Annotated in this window: 12 protein-coding genes; 8 read left to right on the top strand and 4 right to left on the bottom strand. The window is 65.3% G+C overall.

Annotated features, from left to right (window positions below; genetic code table 11):
* Positions 1-93: 93 nt before the first annotated feature.
* From FIV09_RS12380 to ureG, 8 genes are all read left to right on the top strand, one after another.
* Positions 94-912 carry an urease accessory protein UreD gene (locus FIV09_RS12380; protein ID WP_254702224.1) on the top strand — a complete coding sequence of 273 codons (819 nt, stop codon included), beginning with the start codon at positions 94-96 and terminating at the stop codon, positions 910-912.
* 1 nt (position 913) lies between these two features.
* Positions 914-1,216 carry an urease subunit gamma gene (locus FIV09_RS12375; protein ID WP_152450232.1) on the top strand — a complete coding sequence of 101 codons (303 nt, stop codon included), beginning with the start codon at positions 914-916 and terminating at the stop codon, positions 1,214-1,216.
* A 12-nt stretch (positions 1,217-1,228) separates the two neighbouring features.
* Positions 1,229-1,534, top strand: a complete 306-nt coding sequence (locus FIV09_RS12370) for an urease subunit beta (protein WP_152450231.1) — start codon at positions 1,229-1,231, stop codon at positions 1,532-1,534.
* Positions 1,531-1,890: a lysozyme inhibitor LprI family protein gene (locus tag FIV09_RS12365; RefSeq protein ID WP_152450230.1), complete on the top strand. Its 360-nt coding sequence runs from the start codon at positions 1,531-1,533 to the stop codon at positions 1,888-1,890. Before FIV09_RS12370 ends, FIV09_RS12365 begins: the two co-directional genes overlap by 4 nt.
* Before the next feature lie 10 nt (positions 1,891-1,900).
* Entirely contained in the window at positions 1,901-3,661 is a 1,761-nt protein-coding gene (ureC, locus tag FIV09_RS12360) for an urease subunit alpha (RefSeq protein ID WP_152450229.1), read from the top strand.
* Positions 3,662-3,920: 259 nt separating this feature from the next.
* Complete coding sequence (locus FIV09_RS12355; protein WP_152450228.1) at positions 3,921-4,478, top strand: urease accessory protein UreE; 558 nt, start codon at positions 3,921-3,923, stop codon at positions 4,476-4,478.
* Positions 4,468-5,112: an urease accessory protein UreF gene (locus tag FIV09_RS12350; RefSeq protein ID WP_152450227.1), complete on the top strand. Its 645-nt coding sequence runs from the start codon at positions 4,468-4,470 to the stop codon at positions 5,110-5,112. Before FIV09_RS12355 ends, FIV09_RS12350 begins: the two co-directional genes overlap by 11 nt.
* Positions 5,109-5,735, top strand: a complete 627-nt coding sequence (ureG, locus tag FIV09_RS12345; RefSeq protein WP_152450226.1) for an urease accessory protein UreG — start codon at positions 5,109-5,111, stop codon at positions 5,733-5,735. Before FIV09_RS12350 ends, ureG begins: the two co-directional genes overlap by 4 nt.
* Positions 5,736-5,744: 9 nt before the next feature.
* On the opposite strand, the gene FIV09_RS12340 is transcribed toward ureG, so the two are convergent.
* The 4 genes from FIV09_RS12340 to FIV09_RS12325 form a co-directional block, all read right to left on the bottom strand.
* Positions 5,745-6,164 (bottom strand): c-type cytochrome, encoded by a 420-nt coding sequence (locus FIV09_RS12340; protein WP_152450225.1) that lies wholly within the window; start codon positions 6,162-6,164, stop codon positions 5,745-5,747.
* 95 nt (positions 6,165-6,259) lie between these two features.
* A complete protein-coding gene (locus FIV09_RS12335) occupies positions 6,260-8,833 on the bottom strand; it encodes an HWE histidine kinase domain-containing protein (RefSeq protein WP_152450224.1) in 2,574 nt (857 codons plus the stop codon).
* Complete coding sequence (locus FIV09_RS12330) at positions 8,830-9,411, bottom strand: hypothetical protein (RefSeq protein ID WP_152455632.1); 582 nt, start codon at positions 9,409-9,411, stop codon at positions 8,830-8,832. The genes FIV09_RS12335 and FIV09_RS12330 overlap by 4 nt, the downstream gene beginning before the upstream one ends.
* A 119-nt stretch (positions 9,412-9,530) precedes the next feature.
* The gene (locus tag FIV09_RS12325; protein WP_152450222.1) at positions 9,531-12,701 is read right to left on the bottom strand and encodes a valine--tRNA ligase; all 3,171 of its coding nucleotides are present in this window, start codon (positions 12,699-12,701) and stop codon (positions 9,531-9,533) included.
* Positions 12,702-13,429: the final 728 nt, after the last annotated feature.

Below are 13,429 nucleotides of genomic sequence, written 5' to 3'. Positions count from 1 at the left end.
AAAGCGCCGGGAATCGTTGACATCCCGCGTCCAAAACGCGCGCCATAAGGCCAAGACGCATCTGCGTGACGGAGAAGACCGATCCTGCAAAGAGTGACAGATCCTGCGACAGACGCGCCCCGCGTGCCGCGTGCGGACGGGCAGGGCTGGCTGTCGGTGAAGGCGCGCGACGGGCAGAGTGTGCTCGACCGGTTCCGCACGCGCGGCGCGCTCAAGATGCTGTTTCCCGTGCGCAAACCGCGGGCCGAGGCGATCCTGATCAACACCGCCGGTGGCCTGACCGGCGGCGACCGCATCCAGGTCTCGGCCGAGGTGCAGGCCGGTGCGCATCTGACGCTGACCACACAGGCCGCCGAACGGGTGTACCGCGCGGCTGAGGGCCGCGCGCAGGTCACTACCGACATCACGGTCGGAGCGGACGCGCATCTGTCCTGGCTGCCGCAGGAGCTCATTGTCTATGACGGCGGCGCGTTGGAACGGCGGCTCTCGATAGACCTCGATCCGACCGCGCGCCTTCTGATGGTAGAGCCGGTGATCTTCGGCCGTCGCGCCATGGCCGAGACGCTGAAAACGGGCCATCTGTCCGACCGTATCCGCGTGACCCGCGGAGGCCGCGCGCACTACCTCGACGGTACCGAGTTGCACGGCGACATCGCCGCCACGCTGGCCCGGCGCGCCTTGGGGCAGGGGGCGGGCGCGATGGCGAGCCTGCTTTACGTGGCGCCTGATGCCGAGGCGCATCTCGATGCCGTCCGCACCCATCTGCCCGCCACGGGCGGCGCGTCGCTTCTGGCGCCCGACACCCTTGCGCTGCGGCTTCTCGCCGAAGACGGCTTCGCCCTGCGCACGGCCCTTCTGCCCATTCTCGACCGGCTCAGCCGCGATACACTTCCTGCGTCCTGGAGGCTCTGACATGAACCTGTCACCCCGCGAAAAAGACAAGCTGCTGGTGGCCATGGCCGCCGAGGTGGCGCGCAAGCGGCTCGCCCGCGGCGTGAAGCTCAATCACCCCGAGGCCATCGCGCTCATCACCGATGCGGTGGTCGAAGGCGCGCGCGACGGGCGGTCGGTGTCCGAGATGATGCAGGCGGGCGCCGAGGTCATCACCCGCGATCAATGCATGGAGGGCATCCCTGAGATGATCCACGAAGTGCAGGTCGAGGCCACGTTTCCGGACGGCACGAAGCTCGTCACCGTTCACAACCCCATCCGCTAGGAGGCGCCGCCCATGATCCCCGGAGAGATGTTCCCGAAAGACGGCAGCCTGACGCTGAACGCGGATGCCCCTGTCACGACGCTGATGGTCGCCAATACCGGTGACCGGCCGGTGCAGGTGGGCTCGCATTACCATTTCGCCGAGACGAACCCGGCGCTCGAGTTCGACCGCGACGCCGCGCATGGCTTGCGGCTCGACATCGCGGCGGGCACGGCCGTGCGCTTCGAGCCGGGCCAGCGGCGGGAGGTGAACCTCATCCCCTTCTCCGGGGACCGCCGCATCTACGGGTTCAACAAGACGGTCATGGGGGCGTTATGAGACGCCTGATCTACGCAATCGCCTTGATGGTGCCTGCGACCGGAGGCTGGGCGCAAGGCCTCGAATGCAACCGGGGCACAACCCAGATGGCGCTGAATATCTGCGCTCAGGAAAGCTGGGAGAAAGCGGATGCCGAGCTCAATCGCCTGTGGAAAATCCTCAAACCCCGCGCCGACCGGCAGGGGTGGGGGCAACGCTTGCTCACCGAACAGCGCACCTGGCTGCGCGCCCGTGACGCCCGCTGCGAGGCGGAGCGCGATGACTTCGCCGGGGGCTCCATCGCGCCGATGATCTACTGGATGTGCATGGAAGAGATGACAACGCGCCGGAACGCCGATTTCCGCGCCATGATGTAAGGACGCGATTATGCCAGCCACCATCAAACGCGCCGATTACGCCGCCATGTTCGGCCCCACCGTGGGCGACCGGCTGCGGCTGGCCGATACCGACCTTATCATCGAGGTAGAGCGCGACCTGATCGCCGAAGGCGCGGGGGCCGCGGCCTCGGGCGGATCGGGCGCCAATGCGCTTCATTACGGTGAGGAAGTGAAATTCGGCGGCGGCAAGGTCATCCGCGACGGCATGGGCCAGTCTCAGGTGACGCGGGCCGAGGGCGCCGTCGATACGGTCATCACCAACGCGCTGATCGTCGACTGGACCGGTATCTACAAGGCGGATGTGGGCCTCAAGAACGGGCGCATCCACAAGATCGGCAAGGCGGGAAATCCCGACACGCAGCCCGGTGTCGATATCATCGTGGGCCCCGGCACGGAGGCCATCGCGGGCGAGGGGCGTATCCTGACCGCGGGCGGCTTCGACAGCCACATCCACTTCATCTGCCCGCAGCAGATCGAGGACGCGCTGCATTCGGGCCTGACGACGATGCTTGGCGGCGGCACAGGCCCCGCCCATGGCACGCTGGCCACCACCTGCACGCCCGGGCCCTGGCATATCGGGCGGATGCTGCAGGCTGCCGACGCGTTTCCGATGAACCTCGCCTTTGCGGGGAAGGGCAATGCCTCGCTGCCCGCAGCGCTGGAGGAACAGGTCAATGCGGGCGCCTGCGCGCTCAAGCTGCACGAGGATTGGGGCACGACGCCCGGCGCCATCGATTGCTGCCTCGGGGTTGCGGACGCGATGGATGTGCAGGTGATGATCCACACCGACACTCTGAACGAGAGCGGCTTCGTGGAGCACACCGTGAAGGCCATGAAGGGCCGGACCATCCACGCCTTCCATACCGAAGGTGCGGGCGGCGGGCATGCGCCGGATATCATCAAGATCTGCGGGCTCGATCACGTCCTGCCGTCATCGACGAACCCCACACGCCCCTTCACCGTGAACACGATCGAGGAACATCTCGACATGCTCATGGTCTGCCACCACCTCGACAAGTCGATCCCCGAGGATATCGCCTTCGCCGAAAGCCGCATCCGGCGCGAGACCATCGCGGCCGAGGACATCCTGCACGACATGGGCGCGTTTTCGATCATTGCATCCGACAGCCAAGCCATGGGGCGCGTGGGCGAGGTGCTGATCCGCACCTGGCAGACCGCCGACAAGATGAAGAAGCAGCGCGGACGACTGCCCGAGGAGACGGGCGACAACGACAATTTCCGCGTGCGCCGCTATATCGCGAAATACACGATCAACCCGGCGATCGCGCATGGGATCAGCCATGAAATCGGGTCCATCGAAGAGGGCAAGCGCGCCGATCTCTGCCTCTGGAACCCGGCCTTCTTCGGGGTGAAGCCCGAGATGGTGCTGATCGGCGGCTCCATCGCCTGCGCGCAGATGGGCGATCCCAATGCCTCGATCCCGACGCCGCAGCCGGTCTATTCCCGGCCCATGTTCGGGGCTTACGGGCGCAACGTGGAACGCTCCGCCGCGATTTTCGTGTCCGAGGCCGCGCAGGCCGCTGGCATCGGCAACACGCTTGGTTTGGCCAAGGATACCATCGCCGTGCGCCATACCCGCGAGATCGGCAAAGGGGACCTGAAACTCAACGATGCAACGCCCGAGGTCGAGGTGAACCCCGAGACCTACGAGGTGCGCGCGGATGGGGAATTGCTGACCTGCGAACCGGCGGAGAGCCTGCCCATGGCGCAGCGGTATTTTCTGTTCTGATGCGGGCCCTGGCAGAAACTGGCGCGCGCGGAATCAAGGCCATAGGCCGCCGCGCATCGCCGGGCCGCCCGTCGCACCGGAGGTGCGCCGATCTTGGGTGGCACGCCTCTGGCGTGACGGTCCGGCGATCTGGTAAAGCCTGGCGCCTCACTCGGAGTGAGCGCGGATTTGCCAACCATAAAGCGCTTTGCAACCAATCCCTGATCGCCGCACCGCGGCCCGACGATGCGCGTCTCGCGCACCCTTCGAAAGCCATTCCATGACCGACCTGCCCATCGCCCAAACCCTGCACCGCAAGGCCGCTCACGACGGCGACCCAGTCTGCCGGCTCGACTACGCGGCACGCTTCCTACGCCGCAAGCGTCTGACCACCGAGGATGGCCGCGCCTTCATCGTCGATCTCGCGCAGACCACCTCGCTCGATGATGGCGATGTGCTGGAACTTACCGATGGCAGCCGTGTCGCGATCCGCGCCGCCGAGGAAGCGGTGCTTGAAATCCGCGGCGAAAACCTGCCACGCCTCGCCTGGCATATCGGCAACCGGCACACGCCCTGTCAGATCGAGGCGGATCATCTGAAGATCCAGAACGACCCGGTGATTGCGCATATGCTCGAGCACCTGGATGCGGAGATCGCGGAGGCCACCGCCCCCTTCACGCCCGAAGGCGGGGCTTACGGGCATGGCCGGACCCACAGCCATGAACATGGCGCGACCGCGCATTCCCACAGCCAGAGCCACAGTCACAGTCACAGCCACAGCCACACCGAAACGCATGTCCATCCTCACGACCATGCAGACGCCGCGCATGAGCATTGAAGACGACCTCCTGATCCTCGCGCAATGGCTGTCGCCCGCCTATCCGCTGGGCGCCTTCGCCTGGTCGCAGGGGCTGGAGATGGCGATTGCCGACGGGCACGTGACCGATGCCGCCACGTTGCGGGACTGGATCACCGATACGCTGGAACACGGGGCCGGACGGTCGGATGCGATCCTGATCCGGCTGGGCCACGCAGTCGACGCGACCGACCTCGCGGACCTCAACGACACTGCGCTTGCCTTTGCGCCATCGGAGGAGCGCCGCGCCGAAATCACCCGGCAGGGCGCGGCTTTCTGCAAAACGACCGCCGCCACCTCCAAGATCGAGCTGCCGGAACTGGTCCTGCCGGTGGCATTGGGGCGGGCGGCGCGGCTGGCGCGTGTGAATATCGACCTGACCGCAGCGCTTTATCTGCAATCGCAGGTCTCCAACCTCGTCTCGGCCGCGCAGCGGCTGATGGCCTTGGGCCAGACCGAGGCACAGGGCGTGGTCGCCGATCTGCGCCCACTCTGCCGCGTTATTGCCGAGGCCACGCGCGGCACGACCGAAGATGATCTTTACAGCGCGGCCTTCATGGCTGACATCGCATCCATGCGGCACGAAACCCTGCAACCGAGGCTTTTCCAGTCATGACACAGATGAACGGACCCCTGCGCGTGGGCATCGGTGGCCCTGTCGGCGCGGGCAAGACCACGCTGACCGCGCGGCTCGCCGAACGGCTGAAGCACGACTTCTCCATCGGGGTGATCACCAACGACATCTACACGCAGGAAGATGCCGAGGCGCTGATGCGGATGCAGATCCTGCCCGCCGACCGCGTGATCGGGGTGGAGACGGGCGGCTGCCCGCACACCGCGATTCGCGAAGATGCCTCGATCAACCTCGCCGCTGTCGACGAGATGCAGAAACGCCACCCGGATGTGGAGATCGTGCTGATCGAGAGCGGCGGCGACAACCTGTCCGCGACCTTCAGCCCCGAGCTCGCCGATGTGACGATCTACGTGATCGACGTAGCGGCGGGCGAGGAGATTCCCCGCAAGGGTGGCCCCGCGATCACCCGCTCGGATATCCTCGTCATCAACAAGACCGACCTTGCGCCGCATGTGGGCGCCTCGCTCGAGGTGATGGAGCGGGACGCGACCCGCGTACGCCAGGGGCGCCCCTTCCTGTTCACCGCCTTGCGCCATGGTGAGGGCGTCGATGCGGTGATTGCGGCCCTGCAGGAGGCAGGGGGGCTGGTGCCGCAACCGGCCTGAGCGGGGCGCTCAGGGCACGTAATCGGTGGGTGGGGGCGACTGGATCGTCTCCAGATACTCAACGAGCGCGATCAGGTTGCGCGGCGCCTCGACGGTGACCCCGTTGCCGGTATCGAATGGCACGAGCGGCGGATCGAGAAAGCCCGAGAAGGCCGGCATGCCCGCGCGCGGATTGGTGCCCTTCGCATAGCCGTCGATGATCGACATCACTTCCAGCATCGGCCAGATGCCATCGCGGCGCGCGGCAATGCGGGTCAGGTCCGGAGGCGTGGTGCCGCGCCCCGCCGCCTCGCCACCGCCGGTGGCGTCCGCGCCGTGACAGCCGGAACAATTCTTCGAATAGAGCATGGCGCCCGACACCGGGGGCTCCGGCATGCAGGCCGTTACCAGCGCCAGCGCGGGCAAGGTCAGGAACAGGAAACGGGGCATCGGGCAGGGCTCCGGCAAGGACGCGTGATACGCCCGAGACTAGAGACCCTGCCGTTGCCGTCCTTGATGCGGATCAAGGCTAATGCGCGCGGGCCTCAGCCTTCGGAAAGTCCGCAATCCACCAGCGCCGCACCGATTGTGGTCGACGAGAAGGGCTTCTGAACGATGGCCGCTTTGGGAAAGCGGGACCTGAGATCGTCCATGTCGCCATAGCCCGTGGTCAGCACGATCGGCACGCCAAGCTTGGCCAGCCGCCGCGCGACCTCGATCGATTCCTCGCTGCCCAAATTGACGTCGAGCAGGGCGACCTCGAAGCTGTGCTGGTCGATCAGCTTCATCGCGTCGCGCACGGTGCCTGCCATCTCCGTCGCGCTGGCGCCGAAATCGCTCAGGATGTCGGTGGCATCCATCGCCACGATCATCGAATCCTCGACCACGAGCGCTGTGCCGGACAGCACAGGCTTGCCGCGCGCGGCGGCATTCGTGTTGGCGCTCATCTGCACGACCGCGCCCGCCTCGCTGAGATATCCGGGCGGAACCACGAAGCGGGCCTCGACTCCGGTGGGGGGGTAGGACACTTCGGACGTGCCGCCCAATTCGAAGGAAATGGAGCTTTCGATGATGCTCGATCCGAAGCCGCGCCGCGTGGGCGGGCTGACTTCCGGGCCGCCCTTGTCCTGCCAGTCGATCTGCAGCGCGCCGGTCTCGGTCCGGCTGAGGCCGATAGCGACGCGGCCCTCGGGCACGCTGAGCGCGCCGTACTTGACCGAGTTCGTGACCATTTCGTGCAGGATCAGCGCGAGCGCCGTGTAGACATCCGAGGTGACCAGCACGTCAGAGCCCGTCAGCGTCATGCGCGGCGTCTCGGACTGCGCGGTGAAGGCCGCGAATTCCAGCTCGATCAAGTCCGTGACCGAAAGCGGTGCCCAATCCTGCCGGGTCAGCTGGTCATTGGCGAGCGCGAGGGCATGGATCCGTCCGTCCAGCGTCTTGGCGAATGAATCGAGGCTCATGCCGTCATAGGCCGATTGCGATATCAGCCCGCGCATCAGGCCCAGGATATTGCGGACGCGGTGGTTCAGCTCGGCAATCAGGATTTCCTGACGCGCGCCGCTACGCTGGCCCGTCTCAACCTCGTCGTTGCTGATACGCAGCAGCATTTCCAGCAGCAGGGTTCTGAGGTTCCAGGCCGCCTGAATCTCCAGCGTGGTCCAGGGTTCAGACTGGCCGGTCACGTCTTCCTTCCACGCCTCGAAGCTTTTGCGCGGGGAGAGGCGGATGCCATTCGGGCCGACATCTTCGTGCTTTTGTGGCTGTCCTGCCCAATGCACCGATTGTGCCACTTCGCTGCGGCACAGGATCAGGTAGTCGCGCGGATTGCGCGAGAAGGGGATGGCCAGCACGCCCGCACAGGTCGGAAGAAACGATGTATTCTCGGGGGCATCGGCGCCAAGCGTGTGGGTCGCGAAGACCTCGCTCGCCTCGGTGGTGTTCAGAAACCGCAAGAGCTCCGGCAGCTCGGCCGCATCGGGGGTGGACCCCCAGGCATGGAACTCCCCGTTCGTGGACAGGATGGCGCCATCATGGGGGATGGTCTTCTGCAAGTCGCCCGACAGGGCCTGAAGCGCGTCCGGCAGGCTGGTTCCATCCGTGACATGCATCAGGAACTTGCGCTGCAAGGCCGCCGTCCGGCGATGCGCCTCGGCGGTCTGGCGCTCCTCCAGGGTCAACAGCTCGTAGGAGAACAGATGCGCGAAAAGCTCGATCGCGGTGCGCTGTTCGAACGGAATGTAATGCGGGCTGCGGTGGTGGCAGGCGAAAAGGCCCCAAAGGTCGTCATCCTTGAGGATCGACACCGACATGGAGCTTCTGACCCCCATGTTGCGCAGATATTCCAGATGTACCGGAGAGACCGCACGCGTCACCGCAAGCGAAAGGTCGATGGGCTCTCCCTCGGGCGAGCGTTCGGGCAGGATGGCCGCGCCGCTGTCCGACACATCCGCGATGAGGCGCAAGAGCGCCCGCTTGTAGAGCTCGCGCGCCTGTTTGGGGATATCGCCCGCCGGAAACCGCAATCCCAGATAGGACGGGCTGTCTTCCCCTTTGACCTCGGCGATCACCGTGCCGGAATTATCCGCGGCGAAGCGATAGACCATCACCGTGTCGAAACCCGACAGGATCTGCATGGCCCGCGCGCCTTCGTGGCACTTCTCCTCGAAGGTCCGGGCCTGGCGCACGCGCTGGATCAGCGGGTAGGTCTGGCTGAGCGCATTGCGGTCGTGACGCTGCCCATGCGCTTCGAATTCGAAGATCAGGTGGCGCCCGCTTTGGTGAATGGACAAATCGTAGCTGTGCTTGCCCAGCGGGAAATCGAAGATGCGCGTGGCATGATCCACGCCATCGATCATGCGCATCTGACGCCGGATACGATCCAGCGCGGTGATGCCAAGCAGGCTCTCGAGGCTGACTCCGATCGCATCCCGGGCCGATATGTTCAGCACCGCGCCCAGGTTTTCGGAGGCGTGCTGCACGATCCAGTCGGAGGACACGGCAAGCAATGCCCCGTAGGACTGGACCCGGCCGAGGAGGTGAATGGGTTCGCGGTCGCAATTCGTCAGGTCGACCTCGGTCGACTTGGTGCGAGCGCGTTGTGGTTCAGGTGCGCTCATGATGTCCTTTCTGGCCGGTCAAAGCCGTGTAAGTAGGCGGCGGCGCGGAAGAGGCTGAAGCCCCGGCACGCGTCCTGGATCACCGTATCGAGGGCGGCAGGTTCGCCTTCCAGCGCGTTGATCCGGGCGCGAAACGCCTGCCAGGCGAGGCTGGGCGGTCCGGCACCGAACGCGCTTGGCACGCGAATGCCGGTATGGACGAGGTGGCGTCGGATCACCTCCGTCCCGAGGCGCGACCCAAGCGTCAGGTAGCTCACGGCCTCGGGATCGAGGGCGCGACCCACCGGCAGAACCGGGATCACCTTTCCCCGCAGATCATTGGACAGATCCTGGATCAGATCATCCAGGATTTCCCCATCCTCTTCGATCGCGGGCCGGGCGCAATGGGCGCGCAACGCGGTGAGCGCGGTCAGCTGCGCCGCCAGAAACGGGGTCAGATAAGGTCCGGGCGCGGCCATGAAGTCCGCGAACACATGTTCAACAGAAAGATGCGCGGCGGCTGTTGCCTCGCGCAGTTGCGATATCGGAGAAGGGCGGCTCGCCGCGCCGTGAAGCGCAGCGACGCGCTGATAGAGCATTTTCATGTCCATTAATTTACCGCAGGGACACTTTGTGCGTCAGCCTGCTTTGTCTACATTAAATGTAAACAAAAATAGACAATCAATGCAATCCTTAGGCCTGCAAGGCCGGTTTTCGGTTAACCGATCTCCTTCAGGCGCGACAGGGCGGCTTGCAGGGCTGATATGTCCTCTTCCCGGGCGGCGAGGTTGTCCCGCGTTTCCTCGACCACATCCTCCGGCGCGCTTTCGGCGAACTTGGGATTGGACAGCCGACCGCGCAGGCCCTTGGCCTCCTTCTCGATCTTGCCGAGGCTCTTTTCGAGGCGTGCGATTTCCTCACCCACATCGATAAGCCCTTCCAATGGAAGGCCAAAACTGGCCGCTCCCACGGGAATTGTCACCGTGCCCTTCGGGAAGGTCTCGACGGATTCGAGGCTCTCGATCCGGGCCAGCCGCTTGATCAGCGCGGCGTTGCGATCCCAGGCGGCCTGGCCCTCGGCATCGAGCCCGGTGACCAGCATCGGGGCGTAGAGACCGACCGGCACACGCATCTGCGCGCGGGCCGAACGGGTGCCCTCGATCAGCGAAATCGCCCAGCGCATTTCCGCTTCTGCGGCCGAATCAACCAGTGCATCGGCGGTGTAGTCGGGCCAATCGGCGTGGACACAGAGCCCGTCACGCTGGGCGGACAGGGCCCACAGCTCCTCGGTGACGAAGGGCATGAAGGGGTGCAGCAGGATCATGCATTGATCGAGCACCCAGCCCATCGTTTGCCGCGTCTCGGCAATGATGGCGTCGTCCTCGGAGGCATAAAGCGGCTTCGAAAACTCGACATACCAGTCGCAGACCACGCCCCAGACATAAGAGTAAAGCGCGTTCGCCGCGTCGTTGAAGCGGAACTGCGCGAGCGCTTCGTCCACGGTTTCGCGCACGCGGGCGGTCTCCCCCACGATCCAGCGATTGGCGGTCTGGGTCGGCTGCGGCGGGGTGGCGGACGCCACGCGGTTCTCGAACACGCCGTTCATCTCGGCGAAGCGGCAGGCATTCCAGAGCTTGGTGCCGAAATTGCGATAGCCCGCGATGCGGTCCTTCGACAACTTCAGGTCACGTCCCATCGCGGCCATGGCGGCCAGCGTGAAGCGCACCGCATCCGCGCCGTACTCGTCGATGAGGTCGAGCGGGTCGAGCACGTTCCCGAGCGACTTCGACATCTTCTTGCCCTTCTCGTCGCGCACGAGCGCGTGGACATAGACGGTGTCGAAAGGCCGGTCGCCGACCACGGCGTATTGCATCATCATCATCCGGGCGACCCAGAAGAAGATGATGTCGAAGCCGGTGATCAGCGTCGAAGTCGGGAAGTACTTTTGCAGCTCCGGCGTCTGTTCGGGCCAGCCCAGCGTGCCGATGGGCCAGAGCCCCGAGGAGAACCAGGTATCGAGCACGTCCGCGTCGCGCCAGACCGGGTAGACCAGCTGCGTCGGGTCTTGGCTGACCTCGTACTGTGCAAGGCTTTCGGCCAGCGCGTGCATCGCCGCATCCCGGTCGGCGACCTCGATCACCTGGGCGGCGTGCAGGGGCGCGGGCAGGGCGCGCAGATCGGCGTGGAACTTCTCGGCCACCGCATCGAGATCGGCGGCGCAATGGAAGGTCGGCTCCGCATGGTTGAACGCGCCATCAAGGAGGAGGCGGCCCATCTCGACCATGTCGAGATCGCCATCGCCTTCATCGTCGCGGAACCCGGTATCCCAGACATCGAGCCCGTACCACACGGGGATCTGATGCCCCCACCAAAGCTGGCGCGAGATGCACCAGGGCTCGATATTCTCGAGCCAGTGGAAATAGACCTTCTTGTCGCGCTCGGGCAGGATCTGGGTCGTGCCGTCGCGCACGGCGTTGAGCGCGGGGCCCACGATCTTTTCGGCATCGACGAACCATTGGTCGGTCAGCATCGGCTCGATCACGACCTTGGAGCGGTCGCCGAAGGGCTGCATGATCAGCTTTTCCTCGACGAGGGGGACGCGCACCTCCTCAGGCGGTTGCCCGCCTTCCTCGGCCGCATCCCGGCGCACCGCCTTCTTGCCCAAACGGGGATCGTGGGCGGGGACCATCACAGCGAGCCCCTCCGAGGTGATCTGTTCGACCACGGCCTTGCGCGCCTCGAACCGGTCGAGCCCACGCAGATCGTCCGGCACGAGGTTCACGGCGTCGACCTCGGCCTCGGTGAGGCTTTCCTCGCCCTTGGCCACGGCCATCGCGGTGGCGGACGCGCGGGCATATACCTCGCCATCAGCACGCATTGCGCCTTTGGTGTCCATCAGCCGGTAGCAGGGGATATTCCCGCGCTTGGCCACCGCGTAGTCGTTGAAATCATGCGCGCCGGTGATCTTCACCGCGCCCGAGCCGAAATCGGGATCGGGGTATTCGTCGGTGATGATCGGGATCAGGCGGCGATGCTCCTTGGGACCGACCGGGATCTCGCAGAGCTGGCCGACGATGGGCGCATAGCGGGTGTCGGAGGGATGCACGGCAACGGCCCCGTCGCCCAGCATGGTCTCGGGCCGCGTGGTGGCGATGGAGATGTAATCGCGCTCTTCCTCGAAGAGCACGTTCCCGTCCTCGTCCTTTTCCACGTAGGTATAGGTGGCCCCGCCCGCGAGCGGGTATTTGAAGTGCCACATATGGCCATTCACTTCGGTATTCTCGACCTCGAGATCCGAAATCGCCGTCTCGAAATGCGGGTCCCAGTTCACCAGCCGCTTGCCGCGATAGATCAGGCCCTTTTCGTACATGTCGACGAAGACGCGGATCACGGCGTCGTGGAAGTTGCCCTCTTCGCCCTCGGGCGCATTGGGGGCGCCCGACATGGTGAAGGCTTCGCGCGACCAGTCGCAGGAGGCGCCGAGGCGCTTCAGCTGGCCGATGATCGTGCCGCGGGATTTGATCTTCTGCTGCCAGACGCGCTCCAGGAAGGCCTCGCGGCCCATCTCGGTGCGCGTGGGCTCGCCATTGGCGGCCATCTCGCGCTCGGTCACCATCTGTGTGGCAATGCCCGCATGGTCGGTGCCCGGCTGCCAGAGCGTGTCATGGCCCTGCATCCGGTGCCAGCGCACGAGGATGTCCTGCAGAGTGTTGTTGAAGGCGTGGCCCATATGCAGGCTGCCCGTCACGTTGGGCGGCGGGATCATGATCGAGAAGGTCTCGGCCCCGGGCTTGGCATTGGCGCCCGCGGCAAAGGCATTCGCCTCTTCCCAAGCGGCCGAGATGCGGCCCTCTGCCGATTTTGAGTCGAAAGTTTTGTCCATCGCCATGGCGCGCGGGCCTCCTTGATCTCTCGCCCCGTCTCCTAGCGAAGCCGGGGGCCAAGGGAAAGCGTCGCGCGGTACGGAACGGGCGCGAAAGCCGCAAAAAATCGTCGATGGTGGGGGGGAGTGTGCGGCGACCCTTCAAGGGAGGAGGAGAAAAGGGCCGCCGCGGGTCCCGAAAGTTCCCAAGGGAGGAGGAGAGAACTTCCGACTCTGGTGGACGCATCGCAAAAGGCGTTCTGCATCCGAAAACGATGGTGGCGACGACCCTCCAAGGGAGGAGGAGAAGAGGGTCGCCGCCGGTATCGAAGACCCCAAGGGAGGAGGAGAGGCCTTCGTCTCGTGGGCCCGGCGGCCGAAGCCGAAGGGCGAATTTTGTGGCGACGACCCTCCAAGGGAGGAGGAGAAGAGGGCCGTCGCCGGTATCGAAGACCCCAAGGGAGGAGGAGAGGCCTTCGTCTCGTGTGCCCGGCGGTTGTAGCCGAAGGGCGAATTTTGTGGCGACGACCCTCCAAGGGAGGAGGAGAAGAGGGCCGTCGCCGGTATCGAAGACCCCAAGGGAGGAGGAGAGGCCTTCGTCTCGTGTGCCCGGCAGCCGCAGCCGAAGGGCGAATGGGATCGCGGCGACCCCCAAGGGAGGAGGAAAAGAGAGCCGCCGCGTGGTCCAAAGGCCCAAAGGGAGGAGGAAGGCCTTCAGCTCGGTCGAAGAGGTAGCCATCTGGCCCGGTCTTCGG

Source organism: Roseivivax sp. THAF197b (genome assembly GCF_009363255.1).
In the GTDB taxonomy this organism is placed as follows: domain Bacteria; phylum Pseudomonadota; class Alphaproteobacteria; order Rhodobacterales; family Rhodobacteraceae; genus Roseivivax.
Note: the sequence above shows the minus strand (reverse complement) of the source record. Positions and strands in the feature narration are given on the sequence as shown.

Coding starts and splice junctions, on each gene's coding strand:
- FIV09_RS12375 (WP_152450232.1), top strand. CDS start 914: ATGAACCTGTCACCCCGCGAAAAAGACAAGCTGCTGGTGGCCATGGCC.
- FIV09_RS12370 (WP_152450231.1), top strand. CDS start 1,229: ATGATCCCCGGAGAGATGTTCCCGAAAGACGGCAGCCTGACGCTGAAC.
- FIV09_RS12365 (WP_152450230.1), top strand. CDS start 1,531: ATGAGACGCCTGATCTACGCAATCGCCTTGATGGTGCCTGCGACCGGA.
- ureC (WP_152450229.1), top strand. CDS start 1,901: ATGCCAGCCACCATCAAACGCGCCGATTACGCCGCCATGTTCGGCCCC.
- FIV09_RS12355 (WP_152450228.1), top strand. CDS start 3,921: ATGACCGACCTGCCCATCGCCCAAACCCTGCACCGCAAGGCCGCTCAC.
- FIV09_RS12350 (WP_152450227.1), top strand. CDS start 4,468: ATGAGCATTGAAGACGACCTCCTGATCCTCGCGCAATGGCTGTCGCCC.
- ureG (WP_152450226.1), top strand. CDS start 5,109: ATGACACAGATGAACGGACCCCTGCGCGTGGGCATCGGTGGCCCTGTC.
- FIV09_RS12340 (WP_152450225.1), bottom strand. CDS start 6,164: ATGCCCCGTTTCCTGTTCCTGACCTTGCCCGCGCTGGCGCTGGTAACG.
- FIV09_RS12335 (WP_152450224.1), bottom strand. CDS start 8,833: ATGAGCGCACCTGAACCACAACGCGCTCGCACCAAGTCGACCGAGGTC.
- FIV09_RS12330 (WP_152455632.1), bottom strand. CDS start 9,411: ATGCTCTATCAGCGCGTCGCTGCGCTTCACGGCGCGGCGAGCCGCCCT.
- FIV09_RS12325 (WP_152450222.1), bottom strand. CDS start 12,701: ATGGCGATGGACAAAACTTTCGACTCAAAATCGGCAGAGGGCCGCATC.